The 17736-nt window shown below is 73.6% G+C and carries 17 protein-coding genes; 3 read left to right on the plus strand and 14 right to left on the minus strand.

Translation table 11 applies throughout. The features are described 5' to 3' along the window. Window positions 1-88: 88 nt before the first annotated feature. Window positions 89-676, plus strand: a complete 588-nt coding sequence (locus ABD419_RS13245; RefSeq protein WP_344487110.1) for a dihydrofolate reductase family protein — start codon at window positions 89-91, stop codon at window positions 674-676. A gap of 359 nt (window positions 677-1035) precedes the next feature. On the opposite strand, the gene ABD419_RS13250 is transcribed toward ABD419_RS13245, so the two are convergent. Then, complete coding sequence (locus ABD419_RS13250) at window positions 1036-1593, minus strand: PepSY domain-containing protein (RefSeq protein ID WP_344487112.1); 558 nt, start codon at window positions 1591-1593, stop codon at window positions 1036-1038. Window positions 1594-1797: 204 nt separating this feature from the next. Between ABD419_RS13250 and ABD419_RS13255 the strand changes: the two genes are divergently transcribed. Both ABD419_RS13255 and ABD419_RS13260 read left to right on the plus strand, forming a co-directional pair. Beyond that, entirely contained in the window at window positions 1798-2475 is a 678-nt protein-coding gene (locus ABD419_RS13255; RefSeq protein ID WP_344487114.1) for a response regulator transcription factor, read from the plus strand. Then, a complete protein-coding gene (locus ABD419_RS13260; RefSeq protein ID WP_425556041.1) occupies window positions 2468-4066 on the plus strand; it encodes a sensor histidine kinase in 1599 nt (532 codons plus the stop codon). The genes ABD419_RS13255 and ABD419_RS13260 overlap by 8 nt, the downstream gene beginning before the upstream one ends. 184 nt (window positions 4067-4250) lie before the next feature. Here the strand turns inward: ABD419_RS13260 and ABD419_RS13265 are convergent, their stop codons facing one another. From ABD419_RS13265 to uraD, 13 genes are all read right to left on the minus strand, one after another. Then, the gene (locus tag ABD419_RS13265) at window positions 4251-5645 is read right to left on the minus strand and encodes an LPXTG cell wall anchor domain-containing protein (protein ID WP_344487116.1); all 1395 of its coding nucleotides are present in this window, start codon (window positions 5643-5645) and stop codon (window positions 4251-4253) included. 354 nt (window positions 5646-5999) lie between these two features. Then, the gene (locus ABD419_RS13270) at window positions 6000-6359 is read right to left on the minus strand and encodes a tRNA-binding protein (RefSeq protein WP_344487118.1); all 360 of its coding nucleotides are present in this window, start codon (window positions 6357-6359) and stop codon (window positions 6000-6002) included. A 23-nt stretch (window positions 6360-6382) separates the two neighbouring features. Further along, window positions 6383-7399 (minus strand): allantoicase, encoded by a 1017-nt coding sequence (alc, locus tag ABD419_RS13275; protein WP_344487120.1) that lies wholly within the window; start codon window positions 7397-7399, stop codon window positions 6383-6385. Beyond that, window positions 7396-8745, minus strand: coding sequence for an allantoinase AllB (allB, locus tag ABD419_RS13280; protein ID WP_344487122.1), 1350 nt, complete (start codon window positions 8743-8745; stop codon window positions 7396-7398). Before allB ends, alc begins: the two co-directional genes overlap by 4 nt. Before the next feature lie 199 nt (window positions 8746-8944). Next, window positions 8945-9352: an allophanate hydrolase-related protein gene (locus ABD419_RS13285; RefSeq protein ID WP_344487124.1), complete on the minus strand. Its 408-nt coding sequence runs from the start codon at window positions 9350-9352 to the stop codon at window positions 8945-8947. A 294-nt stretch (window positions 9353-9646) separates the two neighbouring features. Continuing rightward, window positions 9647-10693, minus strand: a complete 1047-nt coding sequence (locus tag ABD419_RS13290; RefSeq protein ID WP_425556042.1) for an XdhC family protein — start codon at window positions 10691-10693, stop codon at window positions 9647-9649. Further along, the gene (locus ABD419_RS13295; RefSeq protein ID WP_344487126.1) at window positions 10690-12963 is read right to left on the minus strand and encodes a molybdopterin cofactor-binding domain-containing protein; all 2274 of its coding nucleotides are present in this window, start codon (window positions 12961-12963) and stop codon (window positions 10690-10692) included. Before ABD419_RS13295 ends, ABD419_RS13290 begins: the two co-directional genes overlap by 4 nt. Further along, the gene (locus ABD419_RS13300) at window positions 12956-14317 is read right to left on the minus strand and encodes an 8-oxoguanine deaminase (protein WP_344487128.1); all 1362 of its coding nucleotides are present in this window, start codon (window positions 14315-14317) and stop codon (window positions 12956-12958) included. The genes ABD419_RS13295 and ABD419_RS13300 overlap by 8 nt, the downstream gene beginning before the upstream one ends. 94 nt (window positions 14318-14411) lie before the next feature. Next, complete coding sequence (locus ABD419_RS13305) at window positions 14412-14876, minus strand: (2Fe-2S)-binding protein (protein ID WP_344487130.1); 465 nt, start codon at window positions 14874-14876, stop codon at window positions 14412-14414. 88 nt (window positions 14877-14964) lie between these two features. Next, entirely contained in the window at window positions 14965-15843 is an 879-nt protein-coding gene (locus ABD419_RS13310) for an FAD binding domain-containing protein (protein ID WP_344487132.1), read from the minus strand. Beyond that, window positions 15840-16688: a factor-independent urate hydroxylase gene (pucL, locus tag ABD419_RS13315; RefSeq protein ID WP_344487134.1), complete on the minus strand. Its 849-nt coding sequence runs from the start codon at window positions 16686-16688 to the stop codon at window positions 15840-15842. Before pucL ends, ABD419_RS13310 begins: the two co-directional genes overlap by 4 nt. Further along, complete coding sequence (gene uraH, locus ABD419_RS13320; RefSeq protein WP_344487136.1) at window positions 16689-17012, minus strand: hydroxyisourate hydrolase; 324 nt, start codon at window positions 17010-17012, stop codon at window positions 16689-16691. Continuing rightward, the gene (uraD, locus tag ABD419_RS13325; RefSeq protein ID WP_344487138.1) at window positions 17009-17614 is read right to left on the minus strand and encodes a 2-oxo-4-hydroxy-4-carboxy-5-ureidoimidazoline decarboxylase; all 606 of its coding nucleotides are present in this window, start codon (window positions 17612-17614) and stop codon (window positions 17009-17011) included. The genes uraH and uraD overlap by 4 nt, the downstream gene beginning before the upstream one ends. Window positions 17615-17736 lie beyond the last annotated feature (122 nt).

A 17736-nucleotide genomic window follows, 5' to 3' on the forward strand; every position in this document is an offset into this window, starting at 1 on the left:
GCTCGGCGGGGCGGCGGGGCTCGCGTGTTCGAATGCGGCCATCCGGGTTCGCGCGCGGCGTGTCGGTCGACCGTGGTTCGCTGTCCGGATGCCGAAAACCGTGTACAACACCGCGACCACCGTCGACGGATTCATCGCCGACCCCGACAACTCCCTGGAATGGCTCTTCTCGTCCCCAGGGGGCATGCCGGAGGAGCAGGACCAGCGGGACGAGGGCGTCGAGACGCCGCTCGACGAGATGGACGAGTTCATGCAGGGCATCGGCGCGATCTGCATGGGGTCCACCACCTACGAGTGGATCCTCCGCTACGAGAAGCTCTTGGAGCACCCCGAGAAGTGGGGATACCCGCAGCCCGCGTGGGTCTTCACCAGCCGTGACCTCCCGGCGGTGCCGGGCGCGAAGATCACGTTCGCATCGGGCGACGTCAAGGCGGTCCACGCCGCGATGACCGAGGCGGCCGACGGCAAGGACCTCTGGGTCATCGGCGGCGGCGACCTCGTCGGCCAGTTCTTCGACGCGGGGCTCCTCGACGAGATCCGGGTCAGCCTCGCCCCGGTCTTCCTCGGGGCGGGAGCGCCGCTCCTCCCCCGCCGAATCCTCTCGGACCGCCTCGAACTCATCGAGGCGAAGCCCAGCGGCCAGTTCGCGAGCCTCGCGTACCGGGTGAAGCACTAGCCGCACCGCGGGCGGGCCGGAGCACTCGCCTCGGCCCGCCCGGTCTCTCGGCCAGGCCGGACTCTCGGTCCGCCCGACCTCTCGGCTTGACCGACCTCTCGGCCCAGCCGACCCCTCGGTCAGACCGACCTCTCGGCCCAACTCTCACGGGCCGGGCCAAGAGCGGTTTCGGGGCGGAGCACTCACCGGTTGGAGCTGACTCCGGTCACAGCCTCCGGGGGCCCTCCCCCACCCCACCCTCCCCGTATTTCGTCGCCGACGGCCGTCGCATCACTGGGTGCCGCTGCTGGGGCTCTCAGCCCGGCCTGCGCGAGCCGGGCCGAGAGCGGCTTCCAGTTCGAAGCGATTCCGGCGGTCGGTTAGTCGTCGTCGCCGTCGTTGTCGTCATCGTCGTCGCGGTCGTCGTTGTCGTACTGGTCGTCGAGGTCGTCATCGTCGGCGTCGTTGTCGTCGTCGACGTCCTCGGCGCTGTCGAGGACCGTGCCGTCGAGGGCGTCGACCGCGACGTCCCACTCGACGCCGTTCGCGTCGGTGATGTCGATGATCCAGACCGGCGCCTCGGCGGTGCCCTCCAGAGCGGTGTCGCGGACCGTGCCGTCGACCTCGGCGAGCGCGGCCTCGGCGGCCGCGTCCCCGCTGATCGCCTCGGCCGGGAGCGCGAAGTCGTCGTCGCCGGAGCCGTTGTCGTCGGCGTCGTACTTGTCGTCGAGGTCGGGGCTGGAGCCGGTGCCGCCGGTGGAGGCGTCGCCCTCGAAGCGGTCGTCCAGGTCCGCGGCGAAGGCCGCGGCGGTGCCGCCGCCGAGGACGAGGAGGCCGGCGGCGCCCGCGATCACGAGGGTGCGGTGGCGGCCGGTGAAGCGGCGGGCCTTGGCGAACTTGGAGTTCTCAGGCTGCTGGGTGGGGGTCTGCTCGTTCATGGCGGGTCCTCTCGGTCCGTTCGGATCTGATGTCGGCAACCTTGCGCCTTCGAACCTGAAGCCAAGCTGAAGTCACCTGAAGGCGGCTTCAGGTTCGGGGCGAAGGGACCAGGGCGAGGAGCGTTCGCGCAGGCAGCGGCCGGATTCAGGTTCCCGGGGCCGACTTCAGCTTGGCTTCAGGTTCCTTGTGCGAAGCTTCGGGACATGCGTTTGCTGATGGTGGAAGACGAGCAGCGGCTGGCCGAGGTGGTCGCCGCCGGGCTGAAGGCCGAGGGGTACGCCGTGGACCTGGCCCACGACGGCGTCACCGGCCTGTCGATGGCCCGCGGCGGCGGGTACGACGCGATCATCCTCGACATCATGCTGCCCGGCCTCAACGGCTACCAGGTGTGCGCGACCCTCCGGGAGGAAGGCGTCGAGACGCCGATCCTCATGCTCACCGCCAAGGACGGCGAGTACGACGAGGCCGAGGGCCTCGACACCGGCGCAGACGACTACCTCACGAAGCCGTTCTCCTTCGTCGTCCTCCAGGCCCGCATCAGGGCCATGATGCGCCGCGGCCGGGCCTCCAGGCCCTCGGTGTGGCGCTTCGGCGACCTCGCGGTCGACCCGGCCAAGCGCACCTGCCGCCGCGGCGACGCCGCGGTCGACCTCACCTCGAAGGAGTTCTCGGTCCTCGAGTACCTGGCGAGCCGGGCCGGCGAGGTGGTGTCCAAGTCCGAGATCCTCGAGCACGTGTGGGACTTCGCCTACGACGGCGACGTGAACATCGTCGAGGTGTACATCTCCAACCTGCGCCGCAAGATCGACGCGCCCTACGGCAGGGCCGCCATCACCACCGTCCGCGGGGCGGGCTACCGGTTGGCGGCCGACGGTGGATGAGCAGACGAAGCGAGCCGCGAAGCGGGCGGCCGAGCGGGCCTCCCGGGGCAGAGGGCCGCTGTGGCGGCCGGAGTCGGTGCGGGCCCGGACCACCGTGGGCGCCACGGTGGTCGTCGCGCTCGCGCTCATCGTCGCGGGGTTCCTGGTCGTGGCGCTCCTGCGCGACAACCTGTACGGCCGCGCCGAACTCACCGCCGAGGTGAGCGCCCGCTCGATCGCGGGCCAGCTCGCCTCCGGCACCGCGCCCGCCGGGATCGAGCTTCCCGACGACGACCAGGCCGCGCAGATCCTCGACGCGGCGGGCGCCGTCGTCGCCGCGAGCGACGACCTGGAGGGGCTCGGCGCGATCGGCGACTTCGCGCCCGCGCCCGACCCGGTCGAGGCGGAGTCCGCCGACGACGCCGACGACTCCGGGACCGAGGACGACGATGACGATGACGACGACCGCTCGGAGGACGACGACGAACCGGACGTGAGCGAGACGCCCGGCGACGACTCGGCCGCGACCGGCGGCGCCGTGGGCGCCTCGATCGCCTACGGGACCGTGACCGTCCCCGATGAGAGCGCGCCGTACCGGTTCGCGGCCATGACGGCCACCGCCCCCGACGGGACCGTGTACGCCGTCTACTCGGGAGCATCGCTGGAGACGCAGGAGGAGGCCGTCGACAGCGTCGCGGCCATCATGTGGTGGACGCTGCCGGCGCTGGTCGCGATCGTCGCGGTCGTGACCTGGCTGGTGACGCGGCACGCGCTGCGGCCGGTCAAGGCGATCCAGAAGGAGCTCACCTCGATCACCGCGGGCGACCTGTCGCGGCGGGTGCCCGTGCCGGAGAGCCGCGACGAGATCCACTCCCTCGCGGTCACCACCAACACGACGCTCGCGGCGCTCGACCACGCGGTCACGCAGCAGCGCCGGTTCGTCGCCGACGCCTCGCACGAGCTGCGCAGCCCGCTCGCGATCCTGCGCAGCCAGATCGAGATCGCCCGGACCCATCCCGAGCTCCTCGACCTCGACGCGACGCTCGCCGACGTGATCAGACTCCAGGACCTCGCCGCCGACCTGCTCCTGCTGGCGCGCCTCGACGCCGGGGAGCGGCCGCCGCACACCGAGGTGGCGTTCACCGAGCTGGTGCGCGAGGAGGTGGCCCGGCGGGCGGCCTCCGACCGGGTGCCGGTGCGGCTGGAGGTCGAGGAGGACCTGAGCGTGTTCGGCGTGCGCGGGCACCTGGCGCGGGCGGTCGGGAACCTGCTGGCGAACGCGCAGCGGCACGCGGCGTCCGCCGTGACGGTCACGCTGGAGGTCGAGGACGACGAGTGGCTGCACCTCGACGTCGGCGACGACGGGAACGGGGTGCCGGCCGGAGACCGGAAGCGGATCTTCGACCGGTTCGTTCGCCTCGACGAATCGCGGAGCCGCGACGACGGCGGCGCCGGACTGGGCCTGGCGATCGTGCAGGACGTGGCGCTCGGGCACCGCGGCATGGTCTGGGTCCTCGAGTCCCCGGAGGGAGGTGCGCTCTTCAGGCTCGCCCTGCGCCGGGCCGACCACCGGTCGCCGGGCGAGGACCGGCCGGACCGGCAGGCCGAGTGAGACCACCCGCCAAGCTGGTTCACCGGGCCCGCAAGGTCGCCCGTTCGGTTCCCTACTCAACCATTCTTTGGTCCAATCACCTTGTCCCGCAATGCGGTCCGAACGACCACCGGCCCCCGCAGCGAGCTGCGGAGGCCGACGGGTCGGGAGGGTGGGACCGGGCGAACCGCGTCCGCCCGGTCGGTTACGCGGAGTCCGCGGGGTTCGACGGGTCGACCGGGTTCTCGGCGTCGGTGCCGTCCGAGTCCTTGCGGCGCCGGGTGAGGAGGAAGAGCACGATGCCGAGGACCACGGCGCCGGCGGCGATCGCGACGAACGTGATGATCGAGGTGCCGGTGTTCGGCAGCGACCGGCCGTCGACGGTGAGGGCCGCGGTGTTGTTCGCGAGGTCGCCGTCGAGGTTCACGCCGTCGACGCCGCGGTAGCGGGCGTCGACCTCGACCTTGCCGGGCTCGCCGGTGGCGTCGCCGACGTCGAGCGTCACGGTGAACTCGTGCGACTCGCCCGGTTCGAGCGTCCAGAACGAGCAGACGAAGTCGAACCGGTCGAGTTCCGTCTCGACGCCCGCGGCCTCGTAGAGGTCGGACAGGTCGCCGCTCTCGCAGAACCAGTGCCCGTCGCCCTCGTTGTCGACGGAGACGAACTCGGCGCCCTCGGGGAGCTGCCCGCGGAGCTGGTATCCGGGCTCGGTCTCGCTGATGGCGCGGTTGATCGCGCCGGCCGGCCCGAGGTTCTCGACCGGGATGGTCACCTGGACCTCGCCGCCGGAGAGGTCGGCGCCCTCGACCGCGAGGTCGTAGGGGTTCTCGGTGGTCTCGATCGTGATGGAGCCGTACGAGGGGTCGTCGTCGGCCGCGGGGGCGTCCTGGTCGTCCGCGGTCACGAGGGACAGCAGGTTCGAGGAGTCCGGCTCCCACCAGGGGCCCGCGAAGTCGGCGGCGAAGTCGTCCTCGCTCATCCCCCAGATGTGGTAGCTGCAGGCGCACACGGCGAGCGGGCCGGGCGCGTCCTCGTCGACCGTGTACACGAACGGCTGGGAGAACTGGAGGACGGTGCCGGGCAGGTCCTCGAACTCGGTGAAGAAGCAGAAGTAGCCGCTGCCGGAGATCCAGATGTCCACCATGCAGTTGTCCCACGCGGGGTTGAGGTGGGCTCCGCCGTTGGGGGCGCCGACGCCGGCGGGATTCCCGAAGTAGACGCCGATGACGTCGACGCTCTCGGGGTAGGCGCTGTTCTGGAGTATGTGCGGGTTGACGTCGAGCGCCGTCCCCGGCTCGACGCCGGTGTACGTCAGGTCCTCGGTGGTGAAGTCCCGGAAGACGCCGTCGTCGCGGCCCTCGACCACCTCGACCACGCCCGTCTCGGAGTGGATCTCGGCGCCGTCGAGGAGCAGCGTGAGCGTGTAGTCGTAGTCCCCGAGCGCGGTGCCGGTGGCGGCGGCGATCGTGAAGGTGAACGTGGTCGCGGTCCCGGGGTCGGCGGTCTCGCACTCGATGAAGGGCGTGTTGTCGGGCGAGTCGCAGCCGGGGCCGTTGCCGAAGTAGACGGTCGCGTCGGGGGCGTCGACGTCGAGGCGCATCAGCAGGCTGCCGGTCGGGTCCTCGTCGAAGGCGACGTCGAGTGAGGCGGCGCGCGGCGGCGCGCCGGGGACCTGCGGGTTGTCGAGGTCGAGGACGACCTCCGAGGGGACCTGGTCCTGGGCGGCGGCGGGCGGGGCGAACGCGCCGGCACCCGCGGCGGCGGCCGCGATGACCGCNCGCCGCCGCGGAGAGGCGTCCGGTCCGGTGGAAGGGTGTGCGCATTGGACACTCCTGGTGCGGTCGCCCGGGCGGAGCGCGCCCTGCGGCGAGACGGCTGATGCAAGGGAAACGCGCGGAGGCCCCCGCAGGTTGCGGGTGCCGTGCCGGGGGTTCGGACGGCGTGGTGCGGCAGGTCAGGAGATGAGGGCGCCGAGGGGTACGTCGGCGTCCGGGGCGAGGAGGACGACCTCGTCCGTCCCTTCGACGGGGACGCCCAGGACGAGCACTTCGGACATGAAGTCGGCGATCTGGCGCGGCGGGAAGTTGGTGACGGCGACGACGGTGCGCCCGACGAGCTCCTCGGGCGTGTAGCGGGCGGTGATCTGGGCGCTGGAGCGCTTGACGCCCAGCTCGCCGAAGTCGATCCAGAGCTTGTACGCCGGTGTGCGGGCCTTCGCGAACACCTCGGCGCGCTCGATGCGGCCGGTGCGGATCTCGGTGCGGAAGAACTCCGCGGCGGAGCTCTGGTCCTGGGGCTGCGACTGGTGTGCCATGCGGGGAGGATATCGCCGCGCCGTCACGCCCGGAAGCGGGTTTCGAGGTCGAGGAGCGCCTCCGGCGTGAGCCGGCCGTAGAGGCGCAGGCGGGCCATGCCGCCGTCGGGGAAGATGTTGAGCCGCACCGCGGTCGCGGGCCGGTCGCCGGCGAGGACGAAGCGGTGCGGCGTGTCGGGCTGGAGCGCGGTGCGTTCGAGCAGCGGAAACACGTCGGCCCCGTCGAAGCCGTCGATGGAGGCCCAGCCCGGGGCGTTGTGCTTGAGGTGGGTGGTGTCCAGCTCGGCGACGCGGACGGTGCCGCGGCCGGCCAGGCGCACGTCGAGCCACTCGTGTCCCGGCGTGCGGCGGCGCGCGGTCTCCCAGCCGTCGGCCTGGCTCGCGGGCAGTCCAGGCATGATCGCGCCGACGGGGTTGGAGTAGAAGGCGTTGGAGGCGCCCGTGACGGCGGCGCCGTTGGCGAGCGCGGCGAGGTCGAGCGGGAGGTCCGCGAACCCCGCGGGGTCGGGGACGGGCGTGCCGTGGACGCGGAGGCGGGCCACGCCGCCGTCGGGGTGCAGGTTGAGGCGGACGTGGGTGTAGCGGGCCGGGTCGTGCACCTCGTACTCGTTGCGGCTGTCGCCCTTGGCGTCCGAGACGGGGACGACGGGGTGCCAGTCGGCGAGGTCGGCGAGGGCCGGGTGGCCGTCGGCGCGGCACGCGTCGACCGAGATGCGCGGCGGGTAGTTGCCGGTGAAGTAGGCGGTGTCGACGGCGACGCCGCTGATGACGCCGGGGACGCCGAGCCGCACGATCGCCCAGTCGTGGCCGTCGGCGCGGCGGCGGCGTGTCTCCCAGCCGTCGTAGACCTGGCCTTTCGCGCCGAAGGTGCGGGCGGCGTGGACGACCGGGTAGGGGCGGATGAGGTGCTCCTTCTCGGCGAAGGACTCGTCGTTGGCGGCGAGGACGGCGCCGCCGAGGGCGCGGGCGGCGAGGTCGGGGAGGGCCCAGCGGGCGTCGGCGGCGGTGCGGTACTCGGGGATCTGCGCGGTGCCGGTCATCGGTCGCTCCTTCTCAGCTGTCGGCCGCGCGGGGCGGCCTCGGTGTCGATGCGCTTGCCGCGCAGCCAGGTCGCGACGACGTCGCCGGTGAGGACGCGGCCGTCGTACGGGGTGACGGGGTGGCGGTGCCGGAGGTCGGCCGCGCGGACCGTCCATTCGCGTTCGGGGTCGAACGCGACGAGGTCGGCGTCCGCTCCGGCGGCGATGCGGCCCTTGCGGCGGAGGCCGGCGAAGTCGGCGGGGCCGCCGGACATCCACCGGGCGACGTCGGCGAGGCGGTGCCCGCGGGCGCGGGCCTCGGTCCAGACCACGGGGAGCCCGATCTGGAGGGAGGCGATGCCGCCCCAGGAGGTGGCGAAGTCGCCGGTCTTCATGTCGGGCGGGCTGGGCGAGTGGTCGGAGACGACGAAGTCGATGCGGCCGTCGGCGAGGCCGGCCCAGAGGGCGTCGCGGTTGGCCTCGCCGCGGATCGGCGGGCAGCACTTGTAGGCGGTGGCGCCGTCGGGGACGCGTTCGGCGGTCAGCGCGAGGTAGTGGGGGCAGGTCTCGGCGGTGATGCGGACGCCGTCGAGGCGGGCGCGGTGGATCTGGTCGAGGGCGCCGGCGGCGGAGAGGTGGAGGATGTGGACGCGGGCGCGGGTGACCCTGGCGGCGGCGATGACGTCGCGGACGGCGTCGGTCTCGGCCTCGGGCGGGCGGGTCGCGAGGAAGGCGCGGAAGGCGGGCGCGGTGTCGGCGTCGCGGAGCCGGTCGGGGTTCTCGGCGTGGACGATGAGGACGGTGTCGAGCGCGGCGGCGGTGGTGCAGGCGCGGATGAGACCGGCGCGGTCGAGGGGCGGGAACTCGTCGACGCCGGAGGGCGCGGTGAAGCACTTGAACCCGAAGACGCCGGCGTCGTGGAGGGCTTTGAGCTCGGTCTCGTTGCCGGGGATCGCGCCGCCCCAGAACCCGGTGTCGACCCAGGTCTTGCCTTTGGCCGCTTCGCGTTTGGCGGCGAGCGCGGCGGTGTCGACGGTGGGCGGGAGGCTGTTGAGCGGCATGTCGACGATGGTGGTGACGCCGCCCGCGGCGGCGGCGCGGGTGGCGGTCGCGAAGCCCTCCCATTCGGTGCGGCCGGGTTCGTTGACGTGGACGTGGGTGTCGACGAGGCCGGGGAGGAGGGCGAGGTCGCCGAGGTCTTCGGTGCGGCGGGCGGGGATCGGCTCGGCGTAGTCGCCGATGACGGCGATGCGCTCCCCGGCGATGGCGACGGCGGCGGGCCGCTCGCCGTCGGGCAGGACGGTGCGCCGGGAGCGGAGCACCAGGTCGTAGACGACGGGCGCGGAAATGTCGGAGGGGTCGGTCATCATGGTGACTCCATGTGCGCGCACGGTGACGACAGGGAGGGGGTGGTGCGGGGCCGCCGGACGGTGAAGGGCCTCGGGGCGGTGCAGGGCCTCGGGACGGCACGGAGTCGCGTGGCGGCACGGAGCCTCGCGGCGGCGCGGAGCCGCGTGGTGGCGGTCGGCCGGTTCGCGAAGGGCCCGTTCAGGTCGCGGGGGCGGTTCACGGCGATCCTGCCGTCGCAGTCTTGTAGGCGCGCCAAGAGCCGTACGAGGTGATGTCGACGATGCCGGTGAGTCCGGCGGCGATGTCGCGGAGGCGCATGCCGAGCGCTTCGGTGCCGTCGGCGAGGCCGACGACGCCGAGTTCGAGGTCCGGCGGTTCGGCCGGCAGGAGGGAGGTGCGCAGGACGATGAAGTCGATGTCGTAGAGCTCGCCGGTGATGGCGGCGCCGTCGCCGGGCCCGGTGTGCTCGAGCGCGGGATGGTCGTCGGGGACCCCGTCGAGGGGGACCGCGTGGAGCCGGTAAATCGGCAGTGTCGTCGCGGGTCCGAGGAAGGGCGCGCCGCCGATCAGGTGGTGGAGGTTGCCGCCTTTCATGCCGCCTCCGTTGAGAAACATGTGGACCATCGCTTCGGCTCCTTCTGGTCGCTGCCGGTTCGGTTCGCTTGCGGGTCGGTCGGTGTGCAGTCGGTGTGCGGTCTGGGCCTGTCGGCGAGGCCTGCGGCCGGTCGGTTCGCGGTTCGCGGTTCGCGGTTCGCGGTTCGCGGTTCGCGGTTCGCGGTTCGCGGTTCGCGGTTCGCGGTTCGCGGTTCGATCGGAGTGTTCGCGAGTGCCGTCTGCGGTGCTCGGGCCGGTCGGTCGTCGGTTCGGTCGGTTCGGGTCCTCCGTCTCGGTCGGTCGTCGGCGGGCGCGCGGCCCCGGTCAGGTGTGGATGGGGCCGTGGGCCTCGGTGAGGAAGCCGGCGGCGGCGCCGTTGCGGACGGCGGTGATCTCGGCGAGGATCGACAGCGCGGTCTCCTCTGCGGTGCGGCCGTTGAGGTCGAGGCCGATCGGGGACCTGAGCCGGGCGAGCGCGTCCTCGGGGACGCCGGTGTCGCGGAGCCGGGCGAGGCGGGCTCGGTGCGTGGCGCGCGAGCCCATGGCGCCGATGAAGCCCGCGTCGGAGGGGAGGGCGCGTTCGAGAAGGGGCGTGTCGAACTTCTCGTCGTGGGTGAGGACGCAGACCGCGGTGTCGGCGTCGACGGCGGTCCGGTCGAAGTGGCGGTGGGGCCAGTCGACGACGACCTCGTCCGCTTCGGGGAAGCGGACGTCGGTGGCGAAGACGGCGCGGGCGTCGCAGACGGTGACGCGGTAGCCGAGCTGTTTGGCGATCCTCACCAGCGGGCCGGCGAAGTCGATGGCGCCGTAGACGAGGAGCCGCGGCGGCGGGGTGTGGACCTCGACGGCGTACTCGCCGGTGCGCCCGGATGCGGCGGGGAGGTCGGCGCCGAATTCGAACGGGGCGCTGTCGAGCGGGCCGGAGCGGGGTCCTCGGACGACGCCGTGGGCGGTGATGGCGACGGCCTGCCCGAGGCGGGGGCCTTCGGTGGCGCGGACGAGGGTGACGGGTTCGCCGTCGAGGATCGCGTCGAGGGCGGCGGCGATCGCGGTGTCGTCGGGTTCGACGCGGACGATGAGGACGTCCATGGTACCGCCGCAGGTGAGGCCGACGGCGATGGCGTCCTCGTCGCTGTAGCCGAAGGACTCGACCGCGGGCGCGCCGTGTTCGAGGACCTCCTGGCACTTGAGGTAGACGGCGGCCTCGACGCAGCCGCCGGAGACGCCGCCGACGGCCGCTCCCCGGTCGTCGACGGCGAGCGCGGTGCCCAGCGGGCGCGGCGAGGACCCGGTGGTCCCGACGAGGGACGCCAGCGCGAAGGGCCGGCCTTCGCGCATCCAGGCGCGCAGTGCGGCGGCGATGGTGTTCAAGACGGCCTCCCGACGGTCAGGTGCTCGGGTCTGACGGGGACGCGGGTGAGCGGCAGTCCGGTGGCGTCCCTGATGGCGGCGACGATCGCGGGGGTGGAGGAGAGCGTCGGCGGCTCGCCGGCGCCGCGGAGCCCGTAGGGGGCGTCGGGGTCAGCGTTCTCGACGATGCGCAGCCGCATGGGCGGCATGTCGAGGATGGTGGGGATGAGGTAGTCGGTGAAGGAGGCGTTCTTGACGCGGCCGTCGTCGGTGACGATCTCCTCCATGACGGCGAGGCCGAGCCCTTGGGCGGTGCCGCCGTGGATCTGGCCTTCGAGGGCGACGGGGTTGAGGATGCGGCCGACGTCCTGGACGCAGGTGAGGTCGACGACCTTGACGAGACCCAGCTCGACGTCGACGTCGACGGTGGCGCGGTGGACGCAGAGGGCGAGCTGGACGTGGCTCTCGCCCTGGCCGGTGACGGGGTCCATGGGCTTGGTGGCGCGGTGCCGGAAGACGCGGGTGGCCTCGATGGGGCCGTCGGCGAGGTCGCGGTCCTCCCAGAGCTCGCGGACGGCCTCGCAGGCGGCCTTGACCGCGCCGCCGGTCATGTAGGACTGGCGGGACGCGGAGGAGGATCCGGCGGAGCCGGCCTTGGTGTCGTTGGGGAGCAGGACGACCCGCTGGACGCCGAGCTCGGTGCGGACGATCTGCTGCTGGAGGTTCCAGTGGCCCTGGCCGACCTCGGCAGCGGCGGTGTGGAGGTAGGCGACGGGTTCGCCGCCGTGCTCGGGGCCGCCGAGTTCGAGGCGGACGCGCGCGGTGGAGTAGTCGTCGAACCCCTCGGAGTAGCAGATGTTCTTGAGGCCGACGCCGTAGCCGACGCCGCGGCGGACGCCTTCGCCGTGGGTGGTGTTGCCGGTGCCGCCGGGGAGTTCGACGATGCCGCGGTCGGCGGGGACAGCCGGGACGGGGAGGTCGTCGAAGCGGCCGAGGAGGTCGCGCAGGGGCGAGAAGGGGGCGCCGTCGCGGTCCTGGGCGGGGTCGTGGGCGTCGACGACCTGGCCGGTGATGAGCTGGTCGCCTTGGGCGAGGGCATTGCGGCGGCGGATCTCCAGCGGGTCGAGGCCGAGGGCGTCCGCGAGTGCGTCCATCTGGGACTCGTACGCGAAGCAGGTCTGGACGCCGCCGAAGCCCCGCATCGCGCCGCACGGCGGGTTGTTGGTGCGGGCGCCCCACGCGTCGACGCTGACGTGCTCGACCTTGTAGGGGCCCACGGCGAGGGAGGCGGCGTTGCCGACGACGGCCTCGGTGGTGGAGGCGTACGCGCCGCCGTCGAGGACGATGTGCGCCTTGACGTACACGAGGCGGCCCTCGGCGTCGGCGCCGTGCTCGTACCGGAGGCGGGCGGGGTGGCGGTGGACGTGGCCGAGGAAGGACTCGGCCCGGTCGTACATCATCTTGACGGGGCGGCCGGTGCGGATAGCGAGCATCGCCATGTGGACCTGCACGGACAGGTCTTCGCGGGCGCCGAACGCGCCGCCGATCCCGGCCATGGACAGGTGGATGCGCTCGGGTTCGAGGCCGAGGCAGGGCGCGATCTGCTCGAGGTCGGAGTGGAGCCACTGGGTGGCGACGTGGAGGACGAGGCCGTCGCCGTCGGGGACGGCGACGCCGGATTCGGGGCCGAGCGGCGCCTGGTCCTGCATGCCGACCTCGTATTCGCGGGCGACGACGACGGCGGCCCGGGCGGTGTCGGGGTCGCCGACGCGCACGGGCTGGTACCGGAACCAGCCGCCGGCCGCGACGGCGTCGCCCGCGTCGCAGCGCGGTTCGAGGGCCTCGTAGTCGACGGCGACGAGTTCGGCGGCGCGGCGGGCGAGGTCGAGGGTCTCGGCGGCGACGATCGCGACCGCCTCGCCCTGGTAGTTGACCCGGTCTCGGGCGAGGACCGGCTGGTCGGCCTCGATGAGTCCGTAGTGGAGTTTCCCGGGGACGTCGGCGGCGGTGAGGACGGCGGCGACGCCGGGGAGCGCGAGCGCCGCGGCGGTGTCGACCGACCGGATCAGGGCCTTCGGGTGGGGGCTGCGGACGGTGTGGCCCCACAGCATGCCGGGGAAGGCGAGGTCGGAGGCGTAGTCGAAGGCGCCGTTGACCTTCGCCTCGGCTTCGGGGCGGATCGGCGACTGCCCGACGACGCCGTCGGGTCCTCGCCCGGCGGTCTCGGGTGTGCGGCCGACCCCGCCGGCTGCCCAGGGCGGCGGGGTCGGAGTCGGTGCGGGGTCAGGCATCGCGGGCCTCCCTCAGGTCGGCGCTCGCGGCGGCGAGGTCCTTCGCGAGCGTCTCGGTGTCGGCGGTGCGGAGTTCGCCGTCGGCGACCACGGCGGCGCCGGCGACGGCGAGGAGCCGCAGGGGCGCGGCCGGTCCGAGGACGAAGGCGGTGACGGGGTCGGCGATCCCGGCGTGGCCGAGGCCGGTGAGGTCCCACAGGGCGATGTCGCCCTGCTTGCCGACCTCGAGGGACCCGATCTCGGCGTCGCGGCCGAGCACGCGGGCGCCGCCCGCGGTGGCGAGGCGCAGCGCGGTGCGCGCGTCCATCGCGTGCGGGCCGTGGCGCTGCCGCGCGGTGTAGACCGCCTGCCGCAGCTCCTCTCCCAGGTGCCCGGCCTCCTGGCTCGCGGCGCCGTCGACGCCGAGGCCCACCGGGATGCCGGCGGCCAGCATGCCGGGGACGTCGGCGAGGCCGGTGCCCAAGCGGGCGTTGGAGGACGGGCAGTGCGCGACGCCGGTGCCGGCCGCGCCGAGGCGGGCTCGGGCGCGGTCGTCGAGGTGGACGGCGTGGGCGAGCCAGGCGTCGTCGGCGATCCAGCCGACGCGGTCCATGTACTCGACGGGGTCGCAGCCGTGGACCTCCGCGCAGAACTCGGCCTCGTCGACGGTCTCGCACAGGTGCGTGTGGAGGCGCACGCCCTTGTCTCGGGCCAGCGCCGCCGATTCGCGGAGGAGGTCGGTGGAGACCGAGAACGGGGAGCAGGGGGCGACGGCGATGCGGAGCATCGAGCCCGGGGCGGGATCGTGGTGGCGGTCGACGGCGTCGGCGGTGGCGGCGAGCGCGGCGTCGAGGTCCTCGACGATGCGGTCGGGCGGCAGGCCGCCGTCGGAGACGCCGCGGTCCATGGACCCGCGGGCGAGGTGGAGGCGGAGGCCGATGCGGGCGGCGGCGGCGATCTGGACGTCGACGAGCTCGGCGGCCTGGCCGTCGGGGTAGACGTAGTGGTGGTCGGCGGCGGTGGTGCAGCCGGACAGGGCGAGCCAGGCGAGGCCGGCGGTGTTGGCGGCGGCGACGTGCGCGGGGCGCAGGCGGCCCCAGGTGGGGTAGAGGTCGACGAGCCATTCGAAGAGCGTGTGGTCGGTGGCGTATCCCCTGGTGGCCCACTGGTAGAGGTGGTGGTGGGTGTTGATCAGGCCGGGGGTGGCGAGGCAGCCGGCGCCGTCGATGCGGCGGGCGCCTTCGACGTGCGGCGCGGGGCCGGGGCCGACGGCGGTGATGACGCCGTCTTCGACGACGACGTGGCCGGCGGGGTGCTCGGTGCCGGCGGCGTCGACCGTCGCCACATGGGTGTTGTCGATCACGATCGCGGTCATCAGGCACGCTCCGGGGTCGGATTGTCACACCCGGTCGGGAGGCTTGGGGCCTTCCTCGGGGCGGATGCGGAAGGAGGTGGGCAGATGGCGTGACTCATGGGCGCTCACCCGCCAGCGCGGCGGCGGCCGCGTGGACGGCGTCGATGATCTTCTCGTAGCCGGTGCACCGGCACAGGTTCCCGGCGAGCGCTTCGCGGATCTCGGGGTCGGCCGGGTCGGTCTCGCGGTCGAGGAGGTCGGCGACGGCGACGAGGAGTCCGGGGGTGCAGAATCCGCACTGGACGGCGCCGCACTGGACGAACGCGTCGCGGACGGGGCGCGGGACGGCGCCGACGACGGTCTTCACGTCTCGGCCTTCGCACTGGGCGGTCGCGACGAGGCACGCGCAGACGGGCGCGCCGTCGAGGAGGACCGTGCAGGAACCGCACTCGCCTTGCTCGCAGGCGTTCTTGGAGCCGGTGAGTCCGAGCCGGTCGCGGAGGGTGGACAGGAGGCTCTCGCCGGGCCGGTCGATCTCGGCGGCGGTCTCGGCGCCGTCGACGTGCATGGTCACGCGCATCGGATGCTCCTCGGGTGTGCGAACGCAGTGCGCGTGGCCGGGGCGGTGGTGTCGGTCCGGGCGGACGGGACCGTGCGTGTGGTCGGGTTCATGGTGCGGTCCTCTCGTGGGCGGCGGTCCAGACTCGGCGGAGGGCGCGGGCGGCGCAGACGGCGAGGGCGTGGCGGCGGTAGTCGGCGGTGCCGCGGACGTCGTCGATGGGCCGGGAGGCGGCGGCGACGCGGCGGCCGAACTCGGTGGCGGTGGCGTCGGTGAGGCGGGCCGGGTCGGTCCAGGGCAGGTCGATGGCCTCGGCGTCGGGTGCGGTGAGGGGGACGGGTCCGGCGGAGCCGATGCCGGTGCCGAGGCGGCGGGCGTCGCGGTCGAGGGCGAGTGCGAACGAGCAGACGGCGATGACCATCGCGTTGCGGGTGCCGACCTTCAGGAACTGCTGCGGGCCTGCGGCCTTGGGGACGGTGACGGCGGTGACGAGCTCGCCCGGTCGGAGCGCGGACCGCTTGGGGCCCAGGTAGAACTCCGCGACGGGGACGTGGCGCACGCCCGCGGTGGAGGCGATCTCGATGCTCGCGCCGGTGGCGAGGAGCGGCGGGTGGCCGTCGCCGGCCGGGGAGGCGGTGGCGAGGTTGCCGCCGAGGGTGCCGCGGTTGCGGATCTGCGGGGAGCCGACGGTGCGCGCGGCGGCGGCCAGGCCCGGGAGGACCGTGGCGAGTTCGGCGGTGATGCGGGCGTACGGGACGCCGGAGCCGATGCGGACGGCGTCGCCGTCGTCGGACCATTCGCGCAGTTCGGCGAGGCCGGTGAGGTCGAGCATGGCCTCGGGCCGGGTGTGGCGGTAGTTGACGGCGACCATGAGGTCGGTGCCGCCGGCGACGGGCACGGCCTCGGGGTGCTCCGCGAGGAGCCGCACGGCGTCGGCCAGCGCCGCGGGCCGGTGGAAGTCGAACCGGGCGGGGGCGGCGGTGCTCATGGCGCCTCCCTTCGGACGGTGCCCTCGATGAGCCCGTACGGCAGGTCTCCGGCCTGGAAGACCACGCCGGGGTTGTCGAGGCCGAACCTCCCGAGGTCTTGCAGGTAGTGGTGGCGGTTCGGCAGGGACAGGCGCACTTCGCGGGCCTCGGGGACCGCCTTCAGTATGCGCTCGCCGACGGCGTAGAGGGTCTGTTGCAGCGAGAGCGAGTAGGTGTCGGCGAACGCGTCGAGGAGGGCCGCGCGGGCGGTCCGGAAGGCCGTGTCGGGGTCGGCGGGCGCGGTGGCGTAGTCCCAGGTCGCGGTGACGGCGGTGGCGAGGATGCGGTCGTCGGTCGCGGGGAGGGTCGTGTACTCGTCGGCGAGGAAGCCGCTGAACTCGGAGTCGGTGGTGTTGAGGAGCAGGAGGTCCCTGACGCCGGCGGCGACCTGGGCGTCGCCGCCGCCGTACCGGACCTCGGCGGTGCGGAGTTCGCCGCCTTCGCCGGAGGCGAAGGAGTGGTCGCCGATGCGGGTCCAGGCGTGCTCGTCGATGCGGACGCGGGCGTGCGCGATCGCGGGGGCGGTGTCGACGAAGTGCCGGGCGAGGCGTTCGGCGAAGGCCTCGACGGCGCCGATGCCGTCGCGGGCGAAGGCGTACACGGTGTTCTTCTGCGTGTCGGTGGGGAGGACGCCGGTGTTGTCGCCGGTGTAGTGGGTGGCGTCGAGGTCGCCGGAGAGCGCGGTGTGCACGGTGAGGTCGCGGAGGACGTGTCGCGGCGTGTCGCGGTCGACGTGGACGAGGCGCACACCGGACTTGCCGTAGCTGTTGGGCCCCAGTGTGAACCCTGGTGTCGGTGCGGTCATCTAGCTGCCTCGGTACGTGGAGTAGGCGAAGGGGCTGAGCAGGAGCGGGACGTGGTGGTGGCCGTCGTCGGCGGTGAAGACGATCTCGACCTCGGGGTAGAAGGTGTCGGTGCCGCGGTCGGCGAACCAGTCGCCGGTGTCGAAGCGGAGCCGGTGGAGCCCGGGCCCGGTGTTCCAGCCGCCCACGCGCCCGTCGGCGTCGGTGATCCCGGAGTGGACGACGGTGAACGCGCCGTCGTCGTCGAGGCGGGACAGCGTCAGGTGGACGCCGGCGGCGGGCCGCCCGGTGGTGGCGTCCAGGACGTGCGAGGACACGCTGCTCATCGGGCCTCCCCGGGCTCGGCGGTCGTGGTGGTCGCGGGGCCGCCCGGTGCGGCGCCGAAGGCCTTGTCGAGGCGGAGCGCGACGATCGCGCGGAGTTCGGCGCGGGCTTCGGCGCGTTCGGTCGCGTCGTCGTTGGCGAGGCGGCGGCGGGCCTCGGCGAGGATCTCCTCGGCGGTGAGGCCGGTGGCGCAGATGAGGAAGACCCGGCCGAAGCGGCGCTCGTAGGCGGCGTTGGCCGCGGCGAGTTCGGCCCGCACCGGTGCGGCGGCGGTCATGGCCCGGGACTGCTCGCCGCGGGACCACGCCGCTTCGGCGGTCGGCGGGGGCGCCGTACCGGGCCGGGCGGCGCGCCTCCCCGCCGCGGTGCCGCCCCGGTTCCCGTCCTGTCCCCCGATGCGGGGGTGGGCGGCGATCGCGACGGCGATCTCGGCGTCGTCGAGGGCGTCGAACGCGGCGAGGGCGGCGGCGCGGAGGGCCGCGAGGGTGCCGTAAGGCCTTCCGGCGGTGAGCTTCTCGGCCCAGGAGGGCGAGGCGCAGCAGGCGGTGAGGACCGCCGCGGCGCTGCCGGGGGCGGCCGTGTCGAACCCTTCGAGCGTCCACATCGGCGCCTCCCGTTCGCGTCCCGTTCCGGGCAGTGTCCCCCCAGGGTCGCAGGTTTGCGGCCCCGTCGGGCAATTGAAGCCGAAACGCGAGGCAGAAGGCATTGTCACCGGCTATGAAACCT

It is taken from the genome of Glycomyces endophyticus (assembly GCF_039531525.1).
In the GTDB taxonomy this organism is placed as follows: domain Bacteria; phylum Actinomycetota; class Actinomycetes; order Mycobacteriales; family Micromonosporaceae; genus Glycomyces; species Glycomyces endophyticus.

Excerpts from the sequence above, each read along its gene's own strand:
- ABD419_RS13285 (WP_344487124.1), bottom strand. The coding sequence starts at position 9,352 with ATGGTCCACATGTTTCTCAACGGAGGCGGCATGAAAGGCGGCAACCTC.
- ABD419_RS13245 (WP_344487110.1), top strand. The coding sequence starts at position 89 with ATGCCGAAAACCGTGTACAACACCGCGACCACCGTCGACGGATTCATC.
- allB (WP_344487122.1), bottom strand. The coding sequence starts at position 8,745 with ATGACCGACCCCTCCGACATTTCCGCGCCCGTCGTCTACGACCTGGTG.
- ABD419_RS13305 (WP_344487130.1), bottom strand. The coding sequence starts at position 14,876 with ATGCGCGTGACCATGCACGTCGACGGCGCCGAGACCGCCGCCGAGATC.
- pucL (WP_344487134.1), bottom strand. The coding sequence starts at position 16,688 with ATGACCGCACCGACACCAGGGTTCACACTGGGGCCCAACAGCTACGGC.
- ABD419_RS13250 (WP_344487112.1), bottom strand. The coding sequence starts at position 1,593 with ATGAACGAGCAGACCCCCACCCAGCAGCCTGAGAACTCCAAGTTCGCC.
- ABD419_RS13300 (WP_344487128.1), bottom strand. The coding sequence starts at position 14,317 with ATGACCGCGATCGTGATCGACAACACCCATGTGGCGACGGTCGACGCC.
- alc (WP_344487120.1), bottom strand. The coding sequence starts at position 7,399 with ATGACCGGCACCGCGCAGATCCCCGAGTACCGCACCGCCGCCGACGCC.
- ABD419_RS13255 (WP_344487114.1), top strand. The coding sequence starts at position 1,798 with ATGCGTTTGCTGATGGTGGAAGACGAGCAGCGGCTGGCCGAGGTGGTC.
- ABD419_RS13295 (WP_344487126.1), bottom strand. The coding sequence starts at position 12,963 with ATGCCTGACCCCGCACCGACTCCGACCCCGCCGCCCTGGGCAGCCGGC.
- ABD419_RS13310 (WP_344487132.1), bottom strand. The coding sequence starts at position 15,843 with ATGAGCACCGCCGCCCCCGCCCGGTTCGACTTCCACCGGCCCGCGGCG.
- ABD419_RS13265 (WP_344487116.1), bottom strand. The coding sequence starts at position 5,645 with ATGCGCCTCGACGTCGACGCCCCCGACGCGACCGTCTACTTCGGCAAC.
- uraH (WP_344487136.1), bottom strand. The coding sequence starts at position 17,012 with ATGAGCAGCGTGTCCTCGCACGTCCTGGACGCCACCACCGGGCGGCCC.
- uraD (WP_344487138.1), bottom strand. The coding sequence starts at position 17,614 with ATGTGGACGCTCGAAGGGTTCGACACGGCCGCCCCCGGCAGCGCCGCG.
- ABD419_RS13270 (WP_344487118.1), bottom strand. The coding sequence starts at position 6,359 with ATGGCACACCAGTCGCAGCCCCAGGACCAGAGCTCCGCCGCGGAGTTC.